General features: G+C 71.4%; 18 protein-coding genes and 1 pseudogene. 12 read left to right on the top strand and 7 right to left on the bottom strand.

Annotated elements, in window-relative coordinates:
• Positions 1 to 68 precede the first annotated feature (68 nt).
• The 3 genes from ligA (at position 69) to SAM23877_RS02985 (ending at position 3443) form a co-directional block, all read left to right on the top strand.
• Positions 69 to 2168, top strand: coding sequence for an NAD-dependent DNA ligase LigA (gene ligA, locus SAM23877_RS02975; protein ID WP_053126624.1), 2100 nt, complete (start codon positions 69 to 71; stop codon positions 2166 to 2168).
• Positions 2169 to 2257: 89 nt separating this feature from the next.
• Positions 2258 to 2839, top strand: a complete 582-nt coding sequence (locus SAM23877_RS02980; protein WP_053126625.1) for a sugar O-acetyltransferase — start codon at positions 2258 to 2260, stop codon at positions 2837 to 2839.
• A 10-nt stretch (positions 2840 to 2849) separates the two neighbouring features.
• The gene (locus SAM23877_RS02985; RefSeq protein ID WP_053126628.1) at positions 2850 to 3443 is read left to right on the top strand and encodes a TetR/AcrR family transcriptional regulator; all 594 of its coding nucleotides are present in this window, start codon (positions 2850 to 2852) and stop codon (positions 3441 to 3443) included.
• Positions 3444 to 3514: 71 nt separating this feature from the next.
• Here SAM23877_RS02985 and SAM23877_RS02990 read toward each other — a convergent pair whose 3' ends face one another.
• The gene (locus tag SAM23877_RS02990; RefSeq protein WP_053126630.1) at positions 3515 to 4813 is read right to left on the bottom strand and encodes a YeeE/YedE family protein; all 1299 of its coding nucleotides are present in this window, start codon (positions 4811 to 4813) and stop codon (positions 3515 to 3517) included.
• 441 nt (positions 4814 to 5254) lie between these two features.
• Positions 5255 to 7156, bottom strand: a complete 1902-nt coding sequence (gene htpG, locus SAM23877_RS02995) for a molecular chaperone HtpG (protein WP_053126631.1) — start codon at positions 7154 to 7156, stop codon at positions 5255 to 5257.
• Between the two features lie 221 nt (positions 7157 to 7377).
• On the opposite strand from htpG, the gene SAM23877_RS03000 reads away from it, so the two are divergent.
• From SAM23877_RS03000 to SAM23877_RS03030, 7 genes are all read left to right on the top strand, one after another.
• Positions 7378 to 8256: an SGNH/GDSL hydrolase family protein gene (locus tag SAM23877_RS03000; protein ID WP_053126633.1), complete on the top strand. Its 879-nt coding sequence runs from the start codon at positions 7378 to 7380 to the stop codon at positions 8254 to 8256.
• Between the two features lie 27 nt (positions 8257 to 8283).
• Positions 8284 to 9240: a GlxA family transcriptional regulator gene (locus SAM23877_RS03005; protein ID WP_053126635.1), complete on the top strand. Its 957-nt coding sequence runs from the start codon at positions 8284 to 8286 to the stop codon at positions 9238 to 9240.
• A 120-nt stretch (positions 9241 to 9360) separates the two neighbouring features.
• Positions 9361 to 10359 carry a type I glyceraldehyde-3-phosphate dehydrogenase gene (gap, locus tag SAM23877_RS03010; protein WP_053126637.1) on the top strand — a complete coding sequence of 333 codons (999 nt, stop codon included), beginning with the start codon at positions 9361 to 9363 and terminating at the stop codon, positions 10357 to 10359.
• Between the two features lie 49 nt (positions 10360 to 10408).
• Positions 10409 to 10906, top strand: coding sequence for a peptidylprolyl isomerase (locus SAM23877_RS03015; RefSeq protein ID WP_053126639.1), 498 nt, complete (start codon positions 10409 to 10411; stop codon positions 10904 to 10906).
• Between the two features lie 146 nt (positions 10907 to 11052).
• On the top strand, positions 11053 to 12531 hold the full coding sequence (locus tag SAM23877_RS03020) for a glutamate-cysteine ligase family protein (protein WP_053126642.1): 1479 nt from the start codon (positions 11053 to 11055) through the stop codon (positions 12529 to 12531).
• Positions 12532 to 12579: 48 nt separating this feature from the next.
• Positions 12580 to 13413, top strand: a complete 834-nt coding sequence (locus tag SAM23877_RS03025; protein WP_053126644.1) for a class II glutamine amidotransferase — start codon at positions 12580 to 12582, stop codon at positions 13411 to 13413.
• 289 nt (positions 13414 to 13702) lie between these two features.
• Positions 13703 to 14641 (top strand): TauD/TfdA dioxygenase family protein, encoded by a 939-nt coding sequence (locus SAM23877_RS03030; protein ID WP_063481168.1) that lies wholly within the window; start codon positions 13703 to 13705, stop codon positions 14639 to 14641.
• Between the two features lie 64 nt (positions 14642 to 14705).
• Here SAM23877_RS03030 and SAM23877_RS03035 read toward each other — a convergent pair whose 3' ends face one another.
• From SAM23877_RS03035 to SAM23877_RS03050, 4 genes are all read right to left on the bottom strand, one after another.
• Entirely contained in the window at positions 14706 to 16529 is a 1824-nt protein-coding gene (locus SAM23877_RS03035) for a glycoside hydrolase family 2 protein (protein ID WP_053126648.1), read from the bottom strand.
• Between the two features lie 70 nt (positions 16530 to 16599).
• Positions 16600 to 17499 carry a carbohydrate ABC transporter permease gene (locus SAM23877_RS03040; RefSeq protein ID WP_053126650.1) on the bottom strand — a complete coding sequence of 300 codons (900 nt, stop codon included), beginning with the start codon at positions 17497 to 17499 and terminating at the stop codon, positions 16600 to 16602.
• 2 nt (positions 17500 to 17501) lie between these two features.
• Entirely contained in the window at positions 17502 to 18455 is a 954-nt protein-coding gene (locus SAM23877_RS03045) for a carbohydrate ABC transporter permease (RefSeq protein WP_053142108.1), read from the bottom strand.
• A gap of 22 nt (positions 18456 to 18477) precedes the next feature.
• Positions 18478 to 19842, bottom strand: a complete 1365-nt coding sequence (locus tag SAM23877_RS03050) for an extracellular solute-binding protein (RefSeq protein WP_053126652.1) — start codon at positions 19840 to 19842, stop codon at positions 18478 to 18480.
• 188 nt (positions 19843 to 20030) lie between these two features.
• Between SAM23877_RS03050 and SAM23877_RS03055 the strand changes: the two genes are divergently transcribed.
• Entirely contained in the window at positions 20031 to 21086 is a 1056-nt protein-coding gene (locus SAM23877_RS03055; RefSeq protein WP_053126654.1) for a LacI family DNA-binding transcriptional regulator, read from the top strand.
• A 53-nt stretch (positions 21087 to 21139) separates the two neighbouring features.
• Here SAM23877_RS03055 and SAM23877_RS41105 read toward each other — a convergent pair.
• Positions 21140 to 21421, bottom strand: a pseudogene (locus SAM23877_RS41105) (hydrolase); the annotation flags it as partial.
• 177 nt (positions 21422 to 21598) lie between these two features.
• Between SAM23877_RS41105 and SAM23877_RS03060 the strand changes: the two are divergent.
• Positions 21599 to 23086, top strand: coding sequence for an NCS1 family nucleobase:cation symporter-1 (locus SAM23877_RS03060; RefSeq protein ID WP_053126656.1), 1488 nt, complete (start codon positions 21599 to 21601; stop codon positions 23084 to 23086).
• The last annotated feature ends 30 nt before the right edge of the window (positions 23087 to 23116 follow it).

Consider the following 23116-nt stretch of genomic DNA (forward strand, 5'->3'; position numbering starts at 1 on the left):
CGTCTCACGATGCGGTGGCAGCCCCGTGACCGGGGCCGTTGTCAGTGGTGGGCGGCAGGATGCGGTCCATGACGACACCTGCAGCAGTGATCGTGGACTCCGCCGCCTACGCACAGGCGGTCGAGGACGCCGCACGCGCGGCCGCCGCCTACTACGCGGGCGGTTCCTCGCCACTGGACGACGCGACGTACGACCGGTTGGCGAGAGGGATCGCCGCCTGGGAGGCCGAGCACCCGGACGAGGTGCTGCCCGACTCTCCCACCGGCAAGGTCGCGGGCGGCGCGGCCGAGGGCGACGTGCCGCACACGGTGCCGATGCTCAGCCTCGACAACGTCTTCTCACCGGAGGAGTTCCTTGCCTGGACGGTGTCGCTCGCCCGGCGTACGGGCCGTGAGGTCGACCGGTTCGTTGTGGGCCCCAAGCTGGACGGGCTCGCCGTCGCCGCCCGCTACCGCGCGGGCCGCCTCACCCGGCTGATCACCCGCGGTGACGGGACGGCCGGGGAGGACGTCTCGCATGCCATCGGCACCGTCGAAGGGCTGCCCGAGACGCTCGCGGAGCCGGTCACCGTGGAGATACGCGGTGAGATCCTCATGACGACGGCCCAGTTCGAGCACGCGAACGAGGTCCGCACGGGACACGGCGGGCAGCCGTTCGCCAACCCGCGCAACGCCGCCGCGGGCACGCTGCGGGCAAGGGAGCGGGCGTACACGGTCCCGATGACGTTCTTCGGGTACGGCATGCTGCCCCTGCCGGAGACCGATGCCGTACTCGCCGGACGGCTGGACGATCTCGCCCAGAGCGACCTGATGTCCATGGCTGCCGGCCTCGGCGTGCACACCAGCGCCGGCACCGCGGTCCCGGACGTGGTCGTCACCACGCCGGAGCAGGTCGTGGCCCGGGTCCGGGAGACAGCGGCCCTGCGTGCCGAACTCCCCTTCGGCATCGACGGGATCGTCGTCAAGGCCGACCTCGCCGCCGACCGGCGGGCCGCCGGATCCGGTTCCCGGGCACCCCGATGGGCGGTCGCGTACAAGCTGCCGGCCGTGGAGAGGATCACGCGGCTGCTGGAGGTGGAGTGGAACGTGGGCCGCACCGGTGTCATCGCCCCGCGCGGCGTCCTGGAGCCGGTGGTGATCGACGGCTCCACGATCACCTACGCCACCCTGCACAATCCGGCCGACATCACCCGGCGCGGCCTGCGTCTGGGCGACCACGTCATGGTCCACCGCGCCGGCGACGTCATCCCCCGGATCGAGGCCCCGGTCGCCCATCTGCGCACGGGGGACGAGCGGCCCATAGCGTTCCCCTCCGTGTGCCCGCGCTGCGGGTCGGACATCGACACGAGCCAGGAACGCTGGCGCTGCGCCCAGGGCCGCAACTGCCACCTGGTCGCCTCGCTCGCCTACGCCGCCGGCCGCGACCAGCTGGACATCGAGGGGCTGGGCGCCACCCGTGTCGTCCAGCTCGTCGAGGCCGGGCTCGTCGCCGATCTCGCCGACCTGTTCACCCTCGGGCGCGAGCAGTTGCTCGGCCTGGACCGGATGGGGCAGACCAGTACCGACAACCTGCTCGCCGCGCTCGCCGCGGCGAAGGAGCAGCCGCTGTCACGGGTGCTCTGCGCCCTGGGGGTCCGGGGCACCGGCCGTTCCATGTCCCGGCGCATCGCCCGGCACTTCGCCACTATGGACCACATCCGCGCCGCCGACGCCGACGCCATGCAGCAGGTCGAGGGCATCGGGCCGGAGAAGGCCCCCTCCATCGTGGCGGAGATCGCCGAACTCGCTCCGCTCATCGACAAGCTCGCCGCCGCGGGCGTGGGGATGACCGAGCCGGGCGCCACCCCGCCCCCGGTCACCGGTGCCGACGCCGAGGAGGAGGACGGGGGGAGCCCGGTCGCGGCGCCGGGAGCGGCCGGCCCGTTGGCCGGGATGAGGGTGGTGGTCACCGGTGCGATGACGGGAAGCCTGGAGAAGCTCTCGCGCAACGAGATGAACGAACTCGTCGAGCGGGCCGGCGGTCACTCCTCCTCCAGCGTCTCCAGGAAGACGACACTCGTCGTCGCGGGCGAGGGCGCCGGCTCCAAGCGGGCCAAGGCGGAACAACTCGGCATCCGCTTGGCGACCCCGGAGGAGTTCGCCGCCCTGGTCGCCGGCCTCCTCGACTGAGCCGCACGAGCACGCCCTCCCCCGGGCCGGCCGGTGGCGCACCGACCAGGAGTGTACGTTCGTACGCTTGAGGCGGTAGGATCGGGCGCATGCCGACGGACCACTTCGCACAGGACCCCCGAACGAACCTCGAACGCATGCTGGCGGGCGACCTCTACATCGCCGACGATCCGGAGATCGCCCGCAGACAGCAGCGGGCCGTGCGGCTGGCCGCCCGCTACCAGGCGGCCTACGTGGACGACGCGGCGGCGGCGCAGCCGGTCCTCGCGGAACTGCTCGGCTCCCTGGGCGCCGAGGCGCACGTGCGGCCACCGCTGTACGTCGACTACGGCAGCAACATCACGATCGGCGCGCGCACCTTCGTCAACTACAACCTGACGGCGCTGGACGTCGCGGCGATCACCATCGGCGAGGACTGCCAGATCGGGCCGAACGTCCAGCTGCTCACCCCCACGCACCCGCTCGAGGCCGAGCCGCGGCGCGACAAGCTGGAGGCCGCCCGGCCCATCACCATCGGCGACAACGTGTGGCTGGGCGGCGGCGCCATCGTGCTGCCCGGCGTGACCATCGGCGACAACTCCGTCATCGGTGCCGGGGCGGTCGTCACCAAGGACGTGCCCGCGGGTGTCGTCGCCGTGGGCAACCCGGCCCGGCCGGTGCGGAACGTGTAAGCCTGCTCCCATGGCAACCGGACACACCGACCCGCAGCGGCGCGAGCGGATCATCGACGCCACCCTCGACCTGATCGCCGAGGAGGGCATCGCGCGCGTCTCCCACCGGAAGATCGCCACCCGGGCCGGGGTCCCCCTGGGCTCGATGACCTACCACTTCAGCGGCATCGACCAGCTGCTGCGGGAGGCTTTCGGCCGCTTCACGGACCACATCGTCGCGGTGTTCGACGAGCACCTCGGTGCCGCGGCCGACCGCGAGCAGGCCCGGGAGGCGGTGGCCGACCTCGTGCACCTGCTGTCCGAGGGGAGCCAGCGGGACCTGGTGCTCACCCAGGAGCTCTACACACTGGCCGCGCGGCAGCCGGCCTACCGGGAACTCACCCACGAGTGGATGCGCCGCAGCCGTGTCCACCTGGAGAAGCACTTCGACCCGGACACGGCCCGCCAGCTGGACGCCCTCATCGAAGGGCTGACGCTGCACCGCGCCCTGGCCCGGGAGCCCCACGGGCGGGCCCTCACCCGGGAGGCCATCGCCCGCGTCACCACCACGGACCGGCGCACCACCACGGACCGGCGCACCACCACGGACCGGCGCGCCCCGTAGCCGCCCGTGCGGCACAGGCCTGACCCCTGTGCCGCACGGGTGCCCCGTCTCAGCAGACGGGGTGCCCCGTCTCAGCAGACGCCGTCGCCCGGCTTGGGGTTGCCGAGACCGAAGAGGGGGCGCAGCTTGAGGCCCACCCAGGTACCGGCCAGGGCGAAGGCGCCCCACAGCCAGCCGCTGAGGCTGCCCGAGGCGATGCCCGCCAGATAGGCGCCGATGTTGCAGCCGCCGGCCAGGCGGGCGCCGATGCCCATCAGCACACCGCCCAGCACCGCCGCGAGCGCCGTGCGCCAGGGGATGCCCCGGTGCAGGGCCCAGGTGCCGCCGACCGCCGCGGCCACGGCGGCGCCGATCATGATGCCGATGTCGGTGAGGCTGGTCTTGTCGGCGAGCACCGGGCCCGCCAGCATCTCGGCGTTGCCGGGCCGCTGCCACCACGTCCAGTTCTCCGGGTGGCCGCCGAGGGCACCCACCAGTTCGGAGCCCCAGAGGCTGAAGGCGCTGGTGACACCCCAGGCGCCGCCCGAGACCCACAGGACGCCCGCGCCCAGCACGGCCAGCACCAGAGCTCCGGCGGCCAGCGGCCAGGAGCCGCGCAGGGCCCGCACGGCCGCGCCGCGCGCCGAGGGCACGGCACCGAGGGGCGGCGGGTTGCGGCGGGCCTGGACGCGCCGCGTGACGAACACCACCAGCAGCAGCGCGGCGATCGTCACCGCCCATGAGCCGAACCAGCCGACGTGGTCGGACAGGACCACGGGCTCCCAGGCCGGGAGGTCCTTCCACAGGTCGAACTGCCAGGCCGCGAGGGTGGCCCCGGCGATGAAGCCGCCCAGGGTGAGGACGATCGACGTCTGTCCCGAGCCGACGGCGAACAGGGTGCCCGAGGCGCACGCGCCACCGAGCTGCATGCCGATCGCGAAGAGCACCGACCCCGCCAGCAGCCCGACGCCGATCGGCCCGGCGGACGGTGCCGGCTGCGAGCCGAACAGTCCGGTGCCCGTGCCGATGAGCAGCGCGAAGAGGGTGGCGGTGGTGCCGAGCAGCAGGGCGTGCGCGCGCAGCCCGGAGCCGTTGCCGACCGCGACCAGTTGCCGCCAGGCGGAGGTGAAGCCGAACCGGGAGTGGAAGAGAGCGACGCCCAGGCCGAGGCCGAGCAGGAGCAGTACGCCCGGCTTGGCACCGTGCGCGGACCAGACGTACGTGGTCAGCGCGACGGCGAGCAGTCCGGACACCACCAGGGGCGTCCGCCGCACCGGGGGCAGGGGCGGCGCCTCGGGCCGGGCCGAGGAGGTGGGGGACGGGGTGAACAGGACGGCGGGCGCGCGCGGCGGGGCGGCCGGGGCCGACCCGGCTGGGGGTGCGGTGGTCACGGAAGATCTCCGGTGGGGTGCACGGGGACGGCGGGCGGAGGCGCTGGGCGACCGACGGCGCGGATCACGCGGCCGGTGCGGGACTCAGCGGCGACAGAGGCCGTCGTCGACGCACCACGCCGAGTTCGCGAAGAGCGCGAGGCACAGCAGCGGAGCCGATGCAGACATGCGTGCGAATATACGGAGTGCGACGCTCCGGATGCCAGGCCGTCTCGCCATGCGGATGGCTCCGTGGACGGGAGCCGGGGCGAGCACCCGGCCACGCGCCGTCCATGTGCCGTCCGCGGGTCGTCGGTCACCGACGACCGGCCGTCGTCCCACCGGCTGAAGCCGGCAGGCCCCAGCCCGCCTCACGGACACGACGAGCTCGCGGTCCGGGGATCCGGACGCCGAGAGGACGCCCGGCGTCGCCGGGCGTCCTCTCGGAAGCGGACCGGTGGGCTACAGCGTGCGCTCCAGGCGGTCCGCCACCAGCTTCACGAACCGGGCCGGCTCCTTGGGCCGGCCGCCCTCGGCGAGTACCGCCAGGGCGTGGAGGAGATCCGCCGTCTCGGTGAGCTCCGCCCGGTCCTGCTGCTGCGTGTAGGCCCGGTTCAGGGACTTCACCAGCTGGTGCTCCGGGTTGAGTTCGAGGATCCGCTTGGCGTGCGGCACCTCCTGGCCCATCGCCCGGTACATGTTCTCCAGCGCGGGCGTGAGCTCGTTCGCGTCGGAGACCACGCAGGCCGGCGAGACGGTGAGCCGGGAGGAGAGGCGGACCTCCTTGACGTCCTCGCCCAGGTGCTCCGTCATCCAGCCGAGCAGTCCGGCGTACTCCTCGCTCTGCTGGGTCTTCTCGGCGTCGCTCTTCTCGTCCTCGTCACCACCGAGGTCGACCTCACCCTTGGCCACCGAGCGCAGCCGCTTGCCCTCGAACTCCGCCACCGCGTCGACCCAGACCTCGTCCACCGCGTCGGTGAGCAGGAGGACCTCGACGCCCTTGGCCCGGAACGCCTCCATGTGCGGGGAGTCCTCGATGGCCTGCCGGGACTCGCCCGTCATGAAGTAGATGTCGCTCTGACCGTCCTTCATGCGCTCCACGTAACCCTGGAGCGTGGTCGGCTCGTCGGCGTCGTGCGTGGTCGCGAACGAGGCGGCGGCGAGGATCGCGTCCCGGTTCTCGGAGTCGGTCACCAGCCCCTCCTTCAGGACGGCACCGAACTCCCGCCAGAACGTGGTGTACCGGTCCGGCGCGGACGACCTCAGGTCCTTGATCGTGGCCAGCACCTTCTTCGTCAGGCGGCGCTGGATCATGCGGATGTGGCGGTCCTGCTGGAGGATCTCGCGGGAGACGTTGAGCGAGAGGTCCTGGGCGTCGACGACGCCCTTGACGAAGCGGAGGTACGGCGGCAGCAGTTCCTCGCAGTCGTCCATGATGAAGACGCGCTTCACGTAGAGCTGAACACCGCGCTGGTAGCCCTGGGTGAACAGGTCGTGCGGGGCGTGCGAGGGCACGAACAGCAGGGCCTGGTACTCGAAGGTGCCCTCCGCCTGGAGCCGGATCGTCTCCAGCGGCTCACGCCAGTCATGGGCGATGTGCTTGTACAGCTCGTGGTACTCGTCGTCGGACACCTCGTCGCGCGGACGCGCCCACAGCGCCTTCATCGAGTTGAGCGTCTCGGCCTCGCGGGCCTCGGCGCCGTCCTCGCCCGGCTCCGGCAGCAGGCGGATCGGCCAGGTGATGAAGTCCGAGTAGCGCTTGACGATCTCCTTGATCTTCCAGGTGGAGGTGTAGTCGTGGAGCTGGTTCTCGGAGTCCGCGGGCTTGAGGTGCAGGGTGACCGAGGTGCCCTGCGGCGCCTCGTCGACCGTCTCCAGCGTGTACGTGCCCTCGCCGCGCGACGTCCAGCGGGTGCCCTTGGCCTCGCCGGCCCGCCGGGTCACCAGGGTGACCTCGTCGGCCACCATGAAGCCCGAGTAGAAGCCGACGCCGAACTGCCCGATGAGTCCGTCGGCCCCGGCGGCGTCCTCGGCCTCGCGCAGCTCCTGGAGGAACTTGGCCGTGCCCGAGTTGGCGATGGTGCCGATGAGGTGGGTGACCTCGTCGTACGACATCCCGATGCCGTTGTCCCGCACGGTGAGGGTGCGGGCCTCCTTGTCGGCCTCGAGCTCGATGTGCAGGTCGGTCACGTCGACGTCGGTGACGTCGTCCCGCAGGGCCGCGAGACGCAGCTTGTCCAACGCGTCGGAGGCGTTGGAGACGAGCTCGCGCAGGAAGACATCCTTGTTCGAGTAGACGGAGTGAATCATCAGCTGAAGAAGCTGACGCGCCTCTACCTGGAACTCAAACGTTTCGGTCGGCATGGCTGGTGAGTACCTCACAGGTCCGCAGTCGTCTGCACTGACGGGATCACTCTAAAACAGCCCGGGTGCCCGTCGCGGCCGGTCGGACCGCGCCGGACGAACGGCCCGCTGCAAGAAGTTCCGTCAGCAGCGTTGACTTCAAGTCAGCACCCCTGCACATTACTTAAAAGTAAAACCGACCAGTAACCTGCGGCCGCACTCCTCCCGAGAAGAGAGAGCACATGCCGAAGCATGCCCTTCGCCGTGTCATGACCGCGACAGCAGCCGCAGTCGGCACGCTGGCCCTCGGTCTCACCGACGCCACCGCGCACGCCACCCCCGCCCCTCCCCTGGACTACGTCGCTCTCGGCGACAGCTACAGCGCCGGCTCGGGCGTCCTGCCCGTGGATCCCACCCAACTGCTCTGCCTGCGTTCCACGGCGAACTACCCCCACGTCATCGCCGCCGCCACCGGCGCCCGGCTCAAGGACGTGACCTGCGGCGCCGCCCAGACCGCCCACTTCACGCAGGCGCAGTACCCGGGCGTCGCCCCCCAGGTGAACGCCCTCACCGCCGAGACGGACCTGGTCACGCTGACCATCGGCGGCAACGACAACAGCACGTTCATCAACGCCATCACGGCCTGCGGCACCGCGGGCATCCTCAGCGGGGGCAAGGGCAGCCCCTGCAAGGACAGACACGGCACGTCCTTCGACGACCAGATCGAGACCAACACCTATCCCGCACTCAAGGCGGCCCTGCTGAGCGTCCGCGCCAAGGCGCCGGGCGCCCGGGTGGCGGCCCTGGGCTACCCGTGGATCACACCCGCCACCGCCGACCCGTCCTGCTTCGCGAAGCTGCCCATCGCCGCCGGCGACGTCCCGTACCTGAGGGGCATCCAGGCCCACCTCAACGACGCGGTCGAGCGCGCCGCCGAGGAGACCGGCGCCACCTTCGTGGACTTCTCCTCGGTGTCGGAGGGCCACGACGCGTGCAAGGCGTCCGGCACCCGGTGGATCGAACCGCTGCTCTTCGGCCAGAGCCTGGTCCCCGTCCACCCCAACGCCCTCGGGGAGCGGCGCATGGCCGAGCGGACCATGGACGTCCTCGGCCTGAGCTGAGCCGCACCCCCGCGTACGCTGTCCACCGTGCCGTCCTCCCGCCTGCGCCGTGTCGCCGTTCTCGTGCTGGAGGGCGCCAAGCCGCTCGATGTCGGCATTCCGGCGCAGGTGTTCACCACGCGCGCCAGCATGCCGTACGAGGTACGGGTGTGCGGCGCGGCACCCGGCCTCGTGACCGGCGGCGACGGCCTGTCGTACCACGTGGCCCACGGTCTCGACGCCTTGACGTGGGCCGACGTGGTCTTCCTGCCCGGGTACCGCTCCCCCGACCTCGACGACCCGCCGCGGCCCGTCCTGGACGCGCTGACGGCGGCCCACCACCGGGGCGCGCGGCTCGCCGCCATCTCCACCGGCGCGTTCGCGCTCGCCGCGACGGGCCTGCTCGACGGGCGGCGGGCCACGACGCACTGGCACTACACACGGGCGCTCGCGGCGAAGCACCCCCGTGTGCGGGTCGACGAGAACGTGCTCTTCGTGGACGAGGGCAGCGTGCTGACGTCGGCGGGCGCCGCCTCCGGCATCGACCTGTGCCTGCACATCCTGCGCGGCGACCTCGGGGTGGCCGCGTCGAACCACGCGGCCCGGCGTCTCGTCGCGGCCCCCTACCGCAGCGGCGGGCAGGCGCAGTACGTACCCCGCAGCGTGCCCGAGCCGCTGGGCGAGCGCTTCGCCGCCACCCGCGAGTGGGCACTGCGCCGGCTCGGCGAACCGCTCACCCTGGAGGCCCTCGCCCGGCACGCGGCGGTGTCGGCGCGCACCTTCTCGCGCCGGTTCGCCGAGGACACGGGGTACACGCCGATGCAGTGGGTCATGCGCGCCCGCGTCGACATGGCCCGTGAGCTGCTCGAGCGCTCCGAGCGCAGCGTCGAGCAGATCGCCGCCGACGTGGGTCTGGGCACCGGCGCGAATCTGCGGCTGCACTTCCAGCGCATCCTCGGCACCACACCGAGCGAGTACCGGCGCACCTTCACCCGAGCGGAGTAACCGAGAGGCGTGGGCGGCCTGGCGTGATCCTTGCGAACCGTGGCTGTCCCGCCGCTCCCGCGGGCCGACTCCGCGCGTGAACCTGGAGGCACCGCACGGCGAAACGGAAAGGCACCGCTCATGACCCGCATCGGCATCAACGGCTTCGGACGCATCGGACGCAACGTGCTGCGCGCGCTCTTGGAGCGCGACGGCAAGCTCGAGGTCGTCGCCGTCAACGACCTCACCGAGCCCGCCGCCCTCGCGCGGCTGCTCGCCTTCGACTCGACCGCCGGCCGGCTGGGCCGCCCGGTGACCGTCGACGGGGACACCCTCGTCGTGGACGGGCGCCGCATCAAGGTCCTCGCCGAGCGGGAGCCGGCGCGGCTGCCGTGGGCCGAGCTGGGCGTCGACCTCGTGCTGGAGGCCACCGGGCGCTTCACCTCGGCCGCGGCCGCCGGTGCCCACCTCGCCGCGGGCGCCAGGAAGGTCCTGGTCAGCGCACCCTCCGACGGTGCCGACGTGACCCTGGCCTACGGCGTCAACACCGACGCGTACGACCCGGCCGCGCACACGATCGTCTCGAACGCGTCCTGCACCACCAACGCGCTCGCGCCGCTGGCCGCGGTGCTGGACGAGCTCGCCGGGATCGAGCACGGCTTCATGACGACGGTGCACGCCTACACGCAGGAGCAGAACCTCCAGGACGGACCGCACCGCGACCCGCGCCGCGCCCGCGCCGCCGGGGTCAACATCGTGCCGACCACGACGGGTGCCGCCAAGGCGATCGGCCTCGTGCTGCCGAACCTGGACGGCAAGCTCTCGGGCGACTCGATCCGCGTCCCGGTCCCGGTCGGCTCGATCGTCGAACTGAACACGACCGTCGCCCGCGACGTGACGCGCGAGGACGTGCTGGCGGCCTACCGCGCCGCCGCCGAGGGTCCGCTCGCCGGCGTGCTGGAGTACTCGGAGGATCCGCTGGTCTCCTCGGACATCACGGGCAACCCGGCCTCGTCGATCTTCGACTCCGCCCTGACCCGCGTCGACGGACGTCACGTCAAGGTGGTCGCCTGGTACGACAACGAGTGGGGCTTCTCGAACCGCGTGATCGACACGCTGGAACTGCTCGCCACGCCCTGAAAGGGCGGCCGGTGCGGCAGCATCGGGGCACGCAGGTCACAATGGTGCGATGAGCAATTCCAAGGTTTACTTCGACATCGACATCGACGGCCAGGATGCGGGCCGCATCGTCTTCGAGCTCTTCGAGGACGTCACCCCCAAGACCGCCAAGAACTTCATCGAGCTGGCGACCGGCGAGCACGGCTTCGGCTACGCGGGTTCCCCGTTCCACCGCGTGATCCCGCAGTTCATGCTCCAGGGCGGTGACTTCACCCGGGGTGACGGCACCGGCGGCAAGAGCATCTACGGCGAGAAGTTCGCGGACGAGAACTTCCAGCTGAAGCACACCGGCCCGTACCTGCTCTCCATGGCGAACGCGGGACCGAACAGCAACGGCTCGCAGTTCTTCATCACCACCGTGCCCACCCCCTGGCTGGACGGCAAGCACGTCGTCTTCGGCAAGGTCGTCGAGGGCACGGAGCTGGTCGACCGGATCGAGGGCTACGGCTCCTCCCCGTCCGGCCGCACCTCCGCGAAGATCACCGTGCGGGAGTCCGGCAAGCTCTGAGGCCGATCGGCCGTACGAGGACCTGACCCGAGGGGCCCGCCGCACATCGTGCGGCGGGCCCCTTTCCGTCCCGTCTGGTGGGGGGCGCCAGGTGGTGCGACGCTGGGGTGGAGACGTGTCCGAGGAAGGCGACCCCGGGAGGACCGATGGGACGGGACGTCCCGGCGCTGGTCTTCACCCGTGAGGACCGCCGCCGGTACCGGATCAAGATGCAGGAGTGCCTCGACGCGTTCGCGCAGATGCTGCGCGAGTCGCGGTTCGAGACCGAGCGGCCCCAGGTGGGGCTGGAGATCGAGCTGAACCTGGTCGACGACCGGGCCGAGCCCGCGATGCGCAACAGCGACGCCCTCGAGGCGATCGCGGACCCCGCCTGGTCCACCGAGCTGGGCCGGTTCAACCTGGAGATCAACATCCCGCCCCGGCAGTTGACGGCCGGCGGCCCCGACGCGTGGGAGACCGAGATCCGTGCCGCCCTGAACCACGCGGAGAAGGGCGCCACCTCGGTCGGTGCGCATCTGATCATGGTGGGCACCCTTCCGACGCTGCGGCAGTCGGACGTGGGCGAGGCCGCCCTGTCGGAGAACCCGCGCTACCGGCTGCTCAACGACCAGGTGTTCGCGGCGCGGGGCGAGGACCTGCACATCGAGGTGGACGGCGTCGACCGGCTGCGGACGTACGCCGACACGATCACGCCCGAGGCCGCCTGCACCAGCACGCAGTTCCACCTCCAGGTCTCTCCCGAGGAGTTCGCCGACTACTGGAACGCGGCCCAGGCCATCGCCGGCGTCCAGGTCGCCCTCGCCGCCAACTCCCCCTTCCTGCTCGGCAAGGAACTCTGGCACGAGAGCCGTATCCCGCTGTTCGAGCAGGCGACCGACACGCGGCCGCAGGAGATCAAGGCGCAGGGTGTGCGGCCCCGGGTGTGGTTCGGGGAGCGGTGGATCAACAGTGTCTTCGACCTCTTCGAGGAGAACCTGCGCTACTTCCCGGCGCTCCTGCCCCTGTGCGACGAACAGGACCCGGTGGAGACGCTGGACCGCGGCGACATCCCCGAACTGGGCGAACTCACCCTGCACAACGGCACCATCTACCGGTGGAACCGGCCCGTCTACGCCGTGGCGAACGACGTACCGCACGTACGGGTGGAGAACCGCGTGCTGCCCGCCGGCCCGACCGTCGCCGACACCCTCGCCAACGGCGCCTTCTACTACGGGCTCACCCGCGCGCTGGTGGAGGAGGAGCGGCCGGTGTGGTCGCGGATGTCCTTCTCCGTCGCCGAGGAGAACCTGCACGCCGCGGCGCGGCACGGCATCGAGGCGCGGCTGTACTGGCCCGGCACGGGTGAGGTGACCGTGCCCGAACTCGTCCTGCGGCGGCTGCTGCCGCTGGCCCACCGGGGCCTGGAGCTCTCCGGCATGGACGCGGCCTGGCGGGAGCCCCTGCTCGGCATCATCGAGCAGCGGTGCGTCACCGGCCGCAACGGTGCGGTGTGGCAGAAGGAGATGTTCCACCACATCGACGCCACCGCCCACCCGGGGCGGCACGAGGCGCTGCGGCGGATGACCCAGCAGTACATGGACTACATGCATCTCAACGCCCCGGTGCACACCTGGCCGGTCGACTGAGGCGCGACGCCCCGCGCGCGGGTGCGGGGACCAGGGAGGCTGCAGACGATGTGCCGATGGCTCGCCTACTCGGGAACGCCGGTGCTGCTCGAGACGATCCTCTACAAGCCCGAGCACTCGCTGATCGACCAGAGCCTGCACGCCCGGATGGGCGTCGAGACGACCAACGGGGACGGGTTCGGGGTCGGGTGGTTCGGTCCGGAGATGCAGACGCCCGCGATCGTCCGGGAGATCGGTCCGGCGTGGAGCAACCGCAATCTGCGGGAGATCGCCGGCCATGTCCGGTCGTCTCTGTTCTTCGCGCACATCCGGGCCTCCACCGGGAGCCCGGTGCAGCAGACCAACTGCCATCCGTTCCGCCACGGCCGCTGGATGTGGATGCACAACGGCGCGATCGCGGAGTTCCACCGGCTGCGCCGGGACCTCGCCCTCGCCGTCGACCCGCGGCTCTTCCTGGACATCGAGGGGTCGACGGACTCGGAGATGATGTTCTACCTGGCTCTCACCTTCGGCCTGGAGGACGATCCGCCGGGGGCCGTGGCGCGGATGGCCGGGCTGGTGGAGGAGATCGGGCACGAGCACCACGTGGAGTACCCGTTGCAGATGACCGTCGCCGTGACCGAGGGGCGACGGCTGTGGGCCTTCCGCTACTCCAGCCAGCAGGACTCCCGGTCGCTCTACTACAGCTCGGCCGTGGAGAGTCTGCGCGCGCTCCATCCCGACCTGCCGTTCCTGCGGGAGGCGTCCGACGACACCCGACTGATCGTGTCGGAACCGCTGGGCGATCTGCCGGGAGTCTGGAACAAGGTGCCCGAGAGCAGCTACGGCGTCGTCCAGCCGGAGGGCGACGCCATGCTCCCCTTCGTTCCCCAGCCCGTCTGACCCCGTTGACATCGGCGGGGGAAGATCACACAATCGGTGCCATGACCACATACCGGTTCGGCACCACCGCGGAGTGTCCCCGCGTGCCCGAGCGAACCGGTTGTGAGCGTTCCGGCCGATAACGGCCGCACACGGACCGAGGGCTCGACGCGTCGTGCGTCGTGGGCGCCCCGGTGTCTCTTCCGGCGAGCAGCCCGGAGCACTTTCTCTCTCCCCGGCCACCCGGCGGTGACGTCGTCCCGCCGTGGCCGGGCGCCACCCGTACCGCCGTACCAAGGGGAGGACTCCCATGACCGTCACGGCTGCCGGCCCGACCGCCGGCCTGCGCGCAGCACACATTCCGGGAGACGGGATGTACGAGGGACGGCGCGTCCTGCGCCGGTTGCCCGAAGGGTGGGAGGAACGGCCCTACGAACTCTTCGACGTCGTCCCGCTGGCCCGCACGATCGGTGCCGAGATCAGGGGGGTCGACCTCTCCCGTCCGCTCGGGGCCGCCCTGCGCGAGGAGTTGAACCGTGCCCTGCTGGAGTGGAAGGTGCTCTTCTTCCGTGCCCAGCACCTCACCTCCGACCAGCAGCGCGCCTTCGCGGGACACTGGGGGCGGCTGGAGACCAACCCCCTGCTCGCGGCCGGTTCCCGCGAGGACGTGGTCCGCTTCGACAAGGCCGACGCCTCCACCCCGACCTACGAGAACGTCTGGCACACCGACGTCACCTTCCGCGAGCGGCCCGCGCTCGGCGCCGTCCTCCAGCTGCGCGAGGTGCCGCCGTTCGGCGGGGACACCCTGTGGGCCGACATGGCGGCCGCCTACGACAACCTCCCCCGGGAGGTGAGGGACCGCGTCGACGGGGCCCGTGCCGTGCACGACTTCATCCCCGGCTTCGCCAGGTTCTACGGGCCGGAGCGCCTGATCCCCCATCAGGACGCCTTCCCGCCCGTGGAGCACCCCGTCGTGCGCACCCATCCGGAGACCGGGCGGCGCATGCTCTTCGTCAACGCCTCCTTCACCACCCACATCACGGGCATGGACCGGGACGAGAGCGACCGCCTGCTGCGCTTCCTGTTCCAGCAGGCGCACGTCCCCGAGTTCCAGGTGCGCTTCCGCTGGCAGCCCGGCGACATCGCGTTCTGGGACAACCGCGCCACGCAGCACTACGCCGTGGGCGACTACGGCTCCGACCGGCGCGTGGCCGAACGCGTCGCGATCGAGGGCGACCGTCCCTTCTGACCCCTGTGGCCCCGTGCGCACGGGGCCGGAGGCGGTGAACGCCTCCGGCCCCCGCCCGCGGTCGCTAGGCCGGGTCCTGCTCCTCGATCGCCGCCGGCCGCAGCTGCGCGGCGCGGACGCGTGCGACGTCGAGCTTGACCCCGCGGTCGAACCGGTAGATGCCGTTCTGCTCCTGGAAGACGTCGGTCAGCTGGGTGTAGCAGTAGCCGAACATGTCGCGGTCGCCCAGCAGCACTCCGGTCAGGCCGGCGAACCGCTCGTGGAACTCCTCCTCGTTGCGGACCCGTTCCCCGTAGCCCCAGGACTCGGTGCGGTCCTCACCGGACCGGTCGGCGGCCGCCTCCGGGTCCCACCAGACGCCGCCGAACTCGCTGACGAAGTACGGCTGACCCCGGTAGGGCAGGGAGTACGGGGCGCCGTTCTCGTAGGCGTTGACGAAGGGGGCGTCCTTAGCGAGGCCGGACATCAGCTGCCGGAAGACCGCCGGGTCCTGCTCGTAGCTGTGCGAGTCGTAGATGTCGGTCTCGGCGACGCGGTGGGCGTAGCCGGACGCGTCGACGACCGGGCGGGTGGTGTCCATGGCCTTGGTGGCCAGGAACATGGCCCGGGTGACGTCGTCGAGCCGGGTGATGCGGTCGTGCAGCTTCTGGTAGGTCTCGTTGAGCGGGCACCAGCCGACGATCGAGGGGTGCGAGTAGTCGCGTTCGAGGGCCTCCAGCCACTGGGCGACGTAGGAGGCGTCGGGCTGCTGGTTGTCGCCGGAGGAACCGCCCGTCTCGCAGCCCCAGTCGCCGAACTCGCCCCAGACCAGGTAGCCGAGACGGTCGGCGTGGTACAGGAAGCGCTCCTCGAACACCTTCTGGTGCAGTCGGGCTCCGTTGAAGCCGGCTTCCATGCCCAGCTCGATGTCCCGGATCAGGGCCGCGTCGGTCGGGGCCGTCATGAGCCCGTCCGGATACCAGCCCTGGTCGAGCACGAGCCGCTGGAACAGCGGACGGCCGTTGAGGGTGACGGCCTTGCCGCGCAGCCCCACGGCGCGCAGGCCCGCGTAGCTCTCCGCGCTGTCGACGACCTGCCCGGTGGCGTCGAGGAGTTCCAGGCGCAGGTCGTACAGGTGCGGGTCGTCCGGGCCCCACTCGCGTCGCCGGTCGTCCGGCACCGGCAGGTGGAGGCGCGGGGCGAGGTCCAGGTCGGCGCGTGCCTCGGCGCGGCTCACCTCGCCGGCGGCGTCGCTGAGGACGGCGCGCACCCGGTGGCCGGGCCGGTTGCCGGACAGGGGCAGTTCCAGGTGGAAGGCGGAGCCGGCCAGGTCCGGGGTGATCCGGGGGCGGCGCAGGTGCAGCTCGGGGACGGGCTCCAGCCAGACGGTCTGCCAGATGCCGGTCACCCGGGTGTAGTTGCAGTCGTGGTTGGCGTACTCGACGGCCTGTTTGCCGCGCGCCTGCGGGCCGGACTTGGGATCGCGGGCCCGGACGGTGATGACGACCTCCTCCTCCGCCCCCGCGATGTCGCCGAGGTCGGCGGTGAAGGGCGTGAAGCCACCGCGGTGCCGGGCGACCTCCTTTCCGTCGGCCCACACGGTGGCGTCGTGGTCGACGGCGCCGAAGTGCAGGAGCACCCGGCGTCCGGCCCAGGCCGCCGGCAGCGAGAGGGTCCGCCGGTACCAGACGGCCTCCAGGAAGTCGGTGTCCCCGATGCCGGACAGCTCGGACTCGGGCGGGAAGGGGACGAGGATCTCGCCTCGCAGCTCGCGGTCGAGGAGGCCGCGTTCGAGTCCGCTGTCGCCGCGGTCGGTCTCGAACTGCCAGGCGCCGTTCAGGTTGAGCCAGTCGCGGCGCACGAACTGCGGGCGCGGGTACTCCGGGCGCGGTACGGAGTGAGTGGGCACACATGCTCCAGTCGATCGGTGGGCCGGCGCGGGAGCGCCGGTCCCGGGTGTACAGCGGGTCGGGCGAGGGTCAGGAACCGCCGAGGCCGGTGGTGGCGACGGAGTTGACGATGCGGCGCTGGAAGAGGAGGAAGACCACGATCAGCGGCAGCGCGGCCAGCAGGGCGGAGGCCATGGACTGCGCGTACTGGATGCCGTAGGCGTCCTTCACGGTGGCCAGGCCCACCGGGAGGGTCATCAGGCCGGGGTCGTTGGTGACGATGAACGGCCACATGAAGTTGTTCCACGCCCCGATGAAGACGAAGATCGCGACCGCGGCCACGATCGGCCGGGAGAGCGGCAGCACGATCGACCGGAAGACCCGGAACTCGGAGGCGCCGTCGATGCGGGCCGCCTCCTCCAGCTCCCGGGGGATGCCGTCGAAGAACCGCTTGAGAATGAACACCATCATCGGCGCGACGACCTGGGGCAGGATGACCGCCGCGTAGGTGTCGACCAGGCCGAAGAGGAGCATCTGCTCGAAGAGCGGCACGACCAGGAGCTGCGGCGGGACCATGATGGCGGCGACCGTGACCGCGAGCAGGGCCCGGCGACCGCGGAAGGTGCCGCGCGAGAAGCCGTACGCCGCGAGGGTGGAGACCACCACGGTGATCAGCGTGACCAGGCCGGCGATCAGGAAGCTGTTGAGGGCCCAGACGGCCACGTTCCCGCGTTCCAGGATCTGCTGGTAGGCGTCCAGGGTGAAGGCGCCCTTGAGCGGGGACAGTCCGGGGGTGGAGACGTCCTGCTCGCTCTGCACCGACGTGGCGATCGCCCACACGAAGGGCACCAGCCACAGGGCCGCCAGGACGGCCAGAGCCGTGCCGGCCAGGACGCGGGGCAGCCGGCCGTGGCCGAGGAGCAGGGGGGAGCCGGCCGCTTCCCGGGGTGGACGGCGCCGTGCGCGGACGGTGGGTGCGGTTGCGGACACGGTCAGTCCTCCTGGCGGAAGAGGCGGAGCTGCACGAGCGAGACGACGATGACGAGCGCGAAGAAGAGGTAGGAGATCGCGGAGGCGTATCCGAGCCGGTAGCCGGTGAAGCCGACGTCGTAGACGTACTCCAGGACCGGGCGGGTGGAGCCGTTGGGTCCGCCCTTGGTGAGGATGTAGATCTGGTCGAACACCTTGAGCGACGCGAGGACCTGCAACATGGCCACCAGCGCGGTCGTCCTGCGCAGCTGCGGCAGGGTGACGGACCACAGGCGCCGCCACGCGCCGGCCCCGTCGAGCGCCGCCGCCTCGTCGAAGGTCGACGGGAGGGACTGGAGCGCCGCGAGGTAGAGCAGGAAGTTGAAGCCGACCGTCCACCACACGGTGAGGGCGGCGATCGACCACATGGCGACGGACTCGTCGGACAGCCAGCCGACGGAGTCGAGGCCGAGGGTGGTGAGGAGTTGGTTGCCGAGGCCGAGGTCGGGCTGGTAGAGCCAGGTCCAGATGAGGGTCACGACGGTCACCGGCAGCAGGTAGGGGGCGAAGAACGCCAGTCGCCACGCCCACTGTCCGGCGAGTCCGCTGTGCACCAGCAGCGCCATCGCCAGCGCGACCAGCACCAGCGGCACGCTGGAGACGGCGGTGAAGAAGACCGTGTTGCCGAGACTGCTCCAGACGTCCGGATCGCCCAAGGCCTCGGTGTAGTTGTCGAAACCGACGAAGGCGGTGTCGCGCAGGGCGAGCGAGGTGTCGGTGAAGCTCATCCACAGCCCTTGCACGACCGGCCACACCATGAAGAGGCCGAAGACGAGCAGGAAGGGCAGGACGAAGACGAACCCGGTACTCGGGGTGGTGCGTATCCGGCGCAGGACGGCTCGGTCGCGCCCGCCGGTCCGGCGGGCGGCGGGTGGGTCGGCCGGTGTCCCGGCGCCGATGGGTGCGGTGGTGGTCACGTCGGTCACTCCTCCGGCCTGGTCAGGCCACCGGGTTGGGCTGCCGCAGCAGCGCGTCCGCCTCGCGGACCATCTGACGCACCGCCTTCTCGGCGGACGTGTTGCCGAGCAGCGCCGACTGGAGCGGCTGGCACATGCGGTTCTGGAAGTTCGAGCCGGCGCCGACGAACCAGTTGGGCGGGTCGAGGACCGCCGCCTTCGCGGCCTCGGCGTAGGAGGACTGCGGGTCGAGGGCGGTGTACTCGGGTTCGGCGAGCACGGGCTGGTAGGCGGGGATGTGTCCGGCGCTCGCCCAGGTGAGGCTCTGCTTGAGCATCTCCGCCACGTACCGGTGGGCCTCGCGGCGCCGTGCCGGGTCGGGGTCCTTCTGGTGCGGCAGGACGAAGCTGTGGCTGTCGGTGTAGACGGCCGGTCGGTCGAAGACCTGGGGGAAGGCGGCGGCGCCCAGCGGGATGCCGGCCTTCTTCAGCGTCGGCAGCTCCCATTCCCCCAGCATGGCCATGCCGCCTCGGCCGCTGGTGAAGGCGGCCAGCGCACCGTTGTAGTCCAGGTCGTTCGGGTTGGTCCGGCCGTCGAAGAGCTGCTTCATGAACGTCACGACGCGTACGGCGGCGTCGACGTCGATCTTCGGGGGCCCGCCGTCGGGCAGCGTGAACGCGGCACCGGTCTGCGCGTAGAGGGCGGCGAACAGGCGCCAGCTCTGCGCCGTGTCGGTGACGTGGCCGAACAGGATGCCCGCTTGCCCGGTCGCCTCGGCGAGGGCCCTGCCCGCCTCCAGGAAGGCCTCGGGCGACCCCATCGGGGCCAGTTCTCCCGAGGAGTCCAGCAGGCCGGCGGTCTCCGCGGCCTCCTTGTCGTAGAACACGATGAACGGGTGGACGTCGAGCGGGATCGCGTAGACCGTGCCCTCGTGCTGCGTCCGCGCCCAGACGGCCGGGGTGAAGTCCTCGTGCGTGACCCCGAACTCGGCGAGCAGGTCCAGGTCGAAGGGGTCCACCAGACCGCCGGGCGCGTATCCCGCCAGCCGGGACAGGTGCATGGCGGCGACGTCGGAGGCGCGGCCGCCCGCGGCGGACATCGCGAGCTTGGTGTAGTACGACGGTCCCCAGTCCAGGATCGTGCGGTCCACGTCGAAGCCCCCGGCCCCCTGGGACACGGCCTCGATCATGTCGTCCATGAGCATGCCGTCGCCGCCCTGGAAGAGGTCCCACACGCTCAGTGAGGACGCCCCGGAGGCGGAGGCCGGTGAAGCACAGCCGGACAGGGGGGCCGCGGCGAGCAGGGCTCCCGCTGTGGCCACGGTGTGACGCAGAAGCCGACGGCGGCTGAGGCGGCGTACGGGATCGGACGCCGCCGACATCTCCTGGGCAGGCGGACGGGAACTCATCGCGGACCTTTCGACGGCCGGACGCTGATGCGGTGGCTAGTTTTTACATCGATGTACATTGGCTGTAAAGAGCTGGGCCGGGGAAGTGCGGCGGCGACCGGGAGATCGGTCTCGCCTCGGCCTCCGCTCGGGCCCGCGGGAGGGCGGGACATAGACTCGGGCGGCGCGGATGAGGCAGGGAGGTCTCGGTGGCACGGCCCAGGATCAAGGACGTCGCACGTCACGCGGGGGTGTCGGAGAAGACGGTGTCCAACGTCATCAACGACTACGCCCATGTCTCCGACCGGACGAGGCGGGTCGTGCGGGAGGCCATCGAACAGCTCGGCTACCGGGTCAACCTGGCCGGCCGCCACCTGCGCAAGGGCCGTACCGGGATCATCGCCCTGGTCGTACCCGAGCTCGACGTCCCGTACTTCGCCGAGCTGGCCCGGCACGTGATCCGCGAGGCGGAGCAGCGCTCCCTGACCGTGCTCATCCACCAGTCGGGGGCCGACCGCGCCCACGAGCTGGCGGCGCTCGCCGGTTTCGGCTCCACCTTCGTGGACGGCATCATCCTGAGCCCGCTCGCCCTGACGGCCGACGACCTGCGCGACCGCGCGGGCGCCCCGCCCACCGTGCTGCTCGGCGAACTGCTGGAGGAGGGCGCCGACCACGTGGCCATCGACAACGAGCGGGCCGCGCGCGAGGCGACCGCGCACCTGATCGGCCTCGGCCGCCGTACCGTCCTCGCCGTCGGCGGGCGGGACGACGCGGGCCTCGGGACGGCCCAGGCCCGGACCCGCGGCTATCGCGCCGCCCTCGAGGAGGCGGGCATCGCCTTCGATCCGGCCGCCCTGCTGCCGGTCGGCTCGTTCAGAATGCCCGACGGCGCGGAGGCCGTGGCGCGGGCGCTGGCGAGCGGGGCCCGGCCCGACGCGCTGCTCTGCCTCAACGACCAGCTGGCGCTGGGCGCCTTGCGCGCCCTGCACGAGCACGGCGTCAGGGTGCCCGAGGACGTGGCCGTCGTCGGCTTCGACGACGTGGAGGGCGGACGGTACTCCGTGCCGACGCTGAGCACGGTGGCCCCCGACAAGGCGGCCGTGGCCAAGGTCGCCGTGCAGTTGCTCCAGCACCGCATCGAGGAGGCGACGGGACCGGACGGCGCGGGTGAGAGCGCCGAGTCCGGCGTGCTCTCGCCCCAGGACCGCATCGTGGCCCACCGGCTCGTCCTGAGGGAGAGCACGGAGGGCCGGCGGCCGCGCTGACGTGCGGGGCGGCCGACGGCGCCGGGGTGCGGGTGGGCCGGCCGGTCGCGTCCGTTCACGTAGACCTCGGCGCGGTCGACGCTCACGAACGACGCCCCGGAGCCGGGGCTGCGCTCTCCCGTCACCCCGACCCGCAGGGTGTGGTTGCCGTACGCGAGCCGCGGACTGGTGTACCGCACCGCTTCCCCGACGCGGATCGGGCCGTGGAAGTCCACCCGCTGCTCGGGGCCGCCGTCGACGTCGACGGCCGCGTAGCCGTTGCCGGTGTCCTTGACGGAGAGCAGGGCGATGCGGGTGCCCGTGAAGGAGAAGGCCGCCGTGGCAGCGGCCCGGTCGGGTGCCGGAGCCGGAGCCGCAGCCGCAGCCGCAGCCGCAGCCGGGGAAAATGGTATTCCATTTTTGGGCTCACCTCTTGACGGTGTCGTTCGGCGAAAACTACGTTCAGTCCGTCGGAACTGCGCTTCCGCTTTGTGGAACTCCCCAACTCCCGTACCTGATCCCAGGAGTCCCGTATGACTGCCCTGGAAGACCGCCGCTCGTCCGCGGAGACCAGCGACACCGTCACCAGCTCCGGCCTCTACACGTACGACCTGGCCCCCACCAAGAGGGAAGGGCGCCGCTGGGGCGCCTACAACGTCTTCACGCTCTGGGCCAACGACGTCCACAGCCTGGGCAATTACGCGTTCGCCATCGGACTGTTCGCGCTCGGGCTGAACGTGTGGGGCATCCTCGCCGCCTTCGCGCTCGCGTCGGTCCTGCTCTTCCTGCTGCTGACGCTGTCCGGCTTCATGGGCCACAAGACGGGCGTGCCGTTCCCGGTCATGAGCCGTATCGCGTTCGGCATCAAAGGGGCGAAGCTTCCGGCCGCCGTGCGGGGCGCCGTGGCCATCGCATGGTTTGGTATCCAGACGTACCTCGCCTCGGCGGTGCTGAGCACCCTGCTGATCGCCCTGTACCCCGGCCTGGCCCGCCTCGACACGAACTCCCTGCTCGGCCAGTCGACGCTGGGCTGGATCACCTTCCTGGTCCTGTGGGCCCTCCAGGTGCTCATCGTCAGCTACGGGATGCAGATGATCCGCCGGTACATGGCCGTCGCGGCGCCCACCACGCTGCTCACCATGTGCGCCCTCGCGGTGTGGATGTTCGTCCGCGCGGACGGATCGATCTCCCTGTCCGACGGCGACCCGCTCACCGGCGGCGCCATGTGGCTCCAGGTGCTCCAGGCCGCCGCCCTGTGGGTCGTGATCTACGGGACCTTCGTGCTGAACTTCTGCGACTTCACCCGGTCCGCGCGCAGCCGGGGCTCCATCGTGCGCGGGAACGTGATCGGCATCCCGGTCAACATGCTCTTCTTCGCCGGCATCGTGGCGGTCCTCAGCGGCGCCCAGTTCTCCCTCGACGGGCACGTCATCACCAGTCCGACGGACATCGTCCGGACCGTCCCCCACATGTTCCTGCTGGCCGTCGCCTCGCTCGCCCTGAGCGCCCTGACGGTGGCGGTGAACCTGCTGGCCAACTTCGTCGCCCCGATCTACGCCCTGGTCGACCTCTTCCCGCACCGGCTCGACTTCCGCCGGGCCGGACTGGTGAGCGCGGTCCTCGGCCTGGTCATCACGCCCTGGAACCTCTACAACAGCCCGGTCGTCGTGAACTACTTCCTCGGCGGGCTCGGCGCCCTGCTCGGGCCGCTCTTCGGCGTGATCATGGCGGACTACTGGCTGCTGCGGAGGTCACGCGTGAACGTGCCCGCCCTCTACACGGAGGACGCGGGCGCCGAATACCACTACCGCCGCGGCTACAACCCGCGGGCCGTCGGCGCGTTCGTCCCCGCCGCGGCGATCGCCGTGGTCGTCGCCCTGGTGCCGTTCTTCCACGCGGTGGCCGGGTTCTCCTGGTTCGTCGGCGCGATCATCGCCGCCGTCCTGTACGCGGCCATCGCCGACCGCGCCTCCCCGATCCGCGACGTGGACGGCGAGGCCATCGCCGTCGCCGCGGAATGACCCCGCCGCCGCGCACCACTCCGTCCGAGC

The organism is Streptomyces ambofaciens ATCC 23877, assembly GCF_001267885.1.
GTDB lineage: Bacteria > Actinomycetota > Actinomycetes > Streptomycetales > Streptomycetaceae > Streptomyces > Streptomyces ambofaciens.

Excerpts from the sequence above, each read along its gene's own strand:
- ligA (WP_053126624.1), top strand. The coding sequence starts at position 69 with ATGACGACACCTGCAGCAGTGATCGTGGACTCCGCCGCCTACGCACAG.
- SAM23877_RS02980 (WP_053126625.1), top strand. The coding sequence starts at position 2,258 with ATGCCGACGGACCACTTCGCACAGGACCCCCGAACGAACCTCGAACGC.
- SAM23877_RS02985 (WP_053126628.1), top strand. The coding sequence starts at position 2,850 with ATGGCAACCGGACACACCGACCCGCAGCGGCGCGAGCGGATCATCGAC.
- htpG (WP_053126631.1), bottom strand. The coding sequence starts at position 7,156 with ATGCCGACCGAAACGTTTGAGTTCCAGGTAGAGGCGCGTCAGCTTCTT.
- SAM23877_RS03000 (WP_053126633.1), top strand. The coding sequence starts at position 7,378 with ATGCCGAAGCATGCCCTTCGCCGTGTCATGACCGCGACAGCAGCCGCA.
- gap (WP_053126637.1), top strand. The coding sequence starts at position 9,361 with ATGACCCGCATCGGCATCAACGGCTTCGGACGCATCGGACGCAACGTG.
- SAM23877_RS03015 (WP_053126639.1), top strand. The coding sequence starts at position 10,409 with ATGAGCAATTCCAAGGTTTACTTCGACATCGACATCGACGGCCAGGAT.
- SAM23877_RS03020 (WP_053126642.1), top strand. The coding sequence starts at position 11,053 with ATGGGACGGGACGTCCCGGCGCTGGTCTTCACCCGTGAGGACCGCCGC.
- SAM23877_RS03025 (WP_053126644.1), top strand. The coding sequence starts at position 12,580 with ATGTGCCGATGGCTCGCCTACTCGGGAACGCCGGTGCTGCTCGAGACG.
- SAM23877_RS03030 (WP_063481168.1), top strand. The coding sequence starts at position 13,703 with ATGACCGTCACGGCTGCCGGCCCGACCGCCGGCCTGCGCGCAGCACAC.
- SAM23877_RS03050 (WP_053126652.1), bottom strand. The coding sequence starts at position 19,842 with ATGAGTTCCCGTCCGCCTGCCCAGGAGATGTCGGCGGCGTCCGATCCC.
- SAM23877_RS03060 (WP_053126656.1), top strand. The coding sequence starts at position 21,599 with ATGACTGCCCTGGAAGACCGCCGCTCGTCCGCGGAGACCAGCGACACC.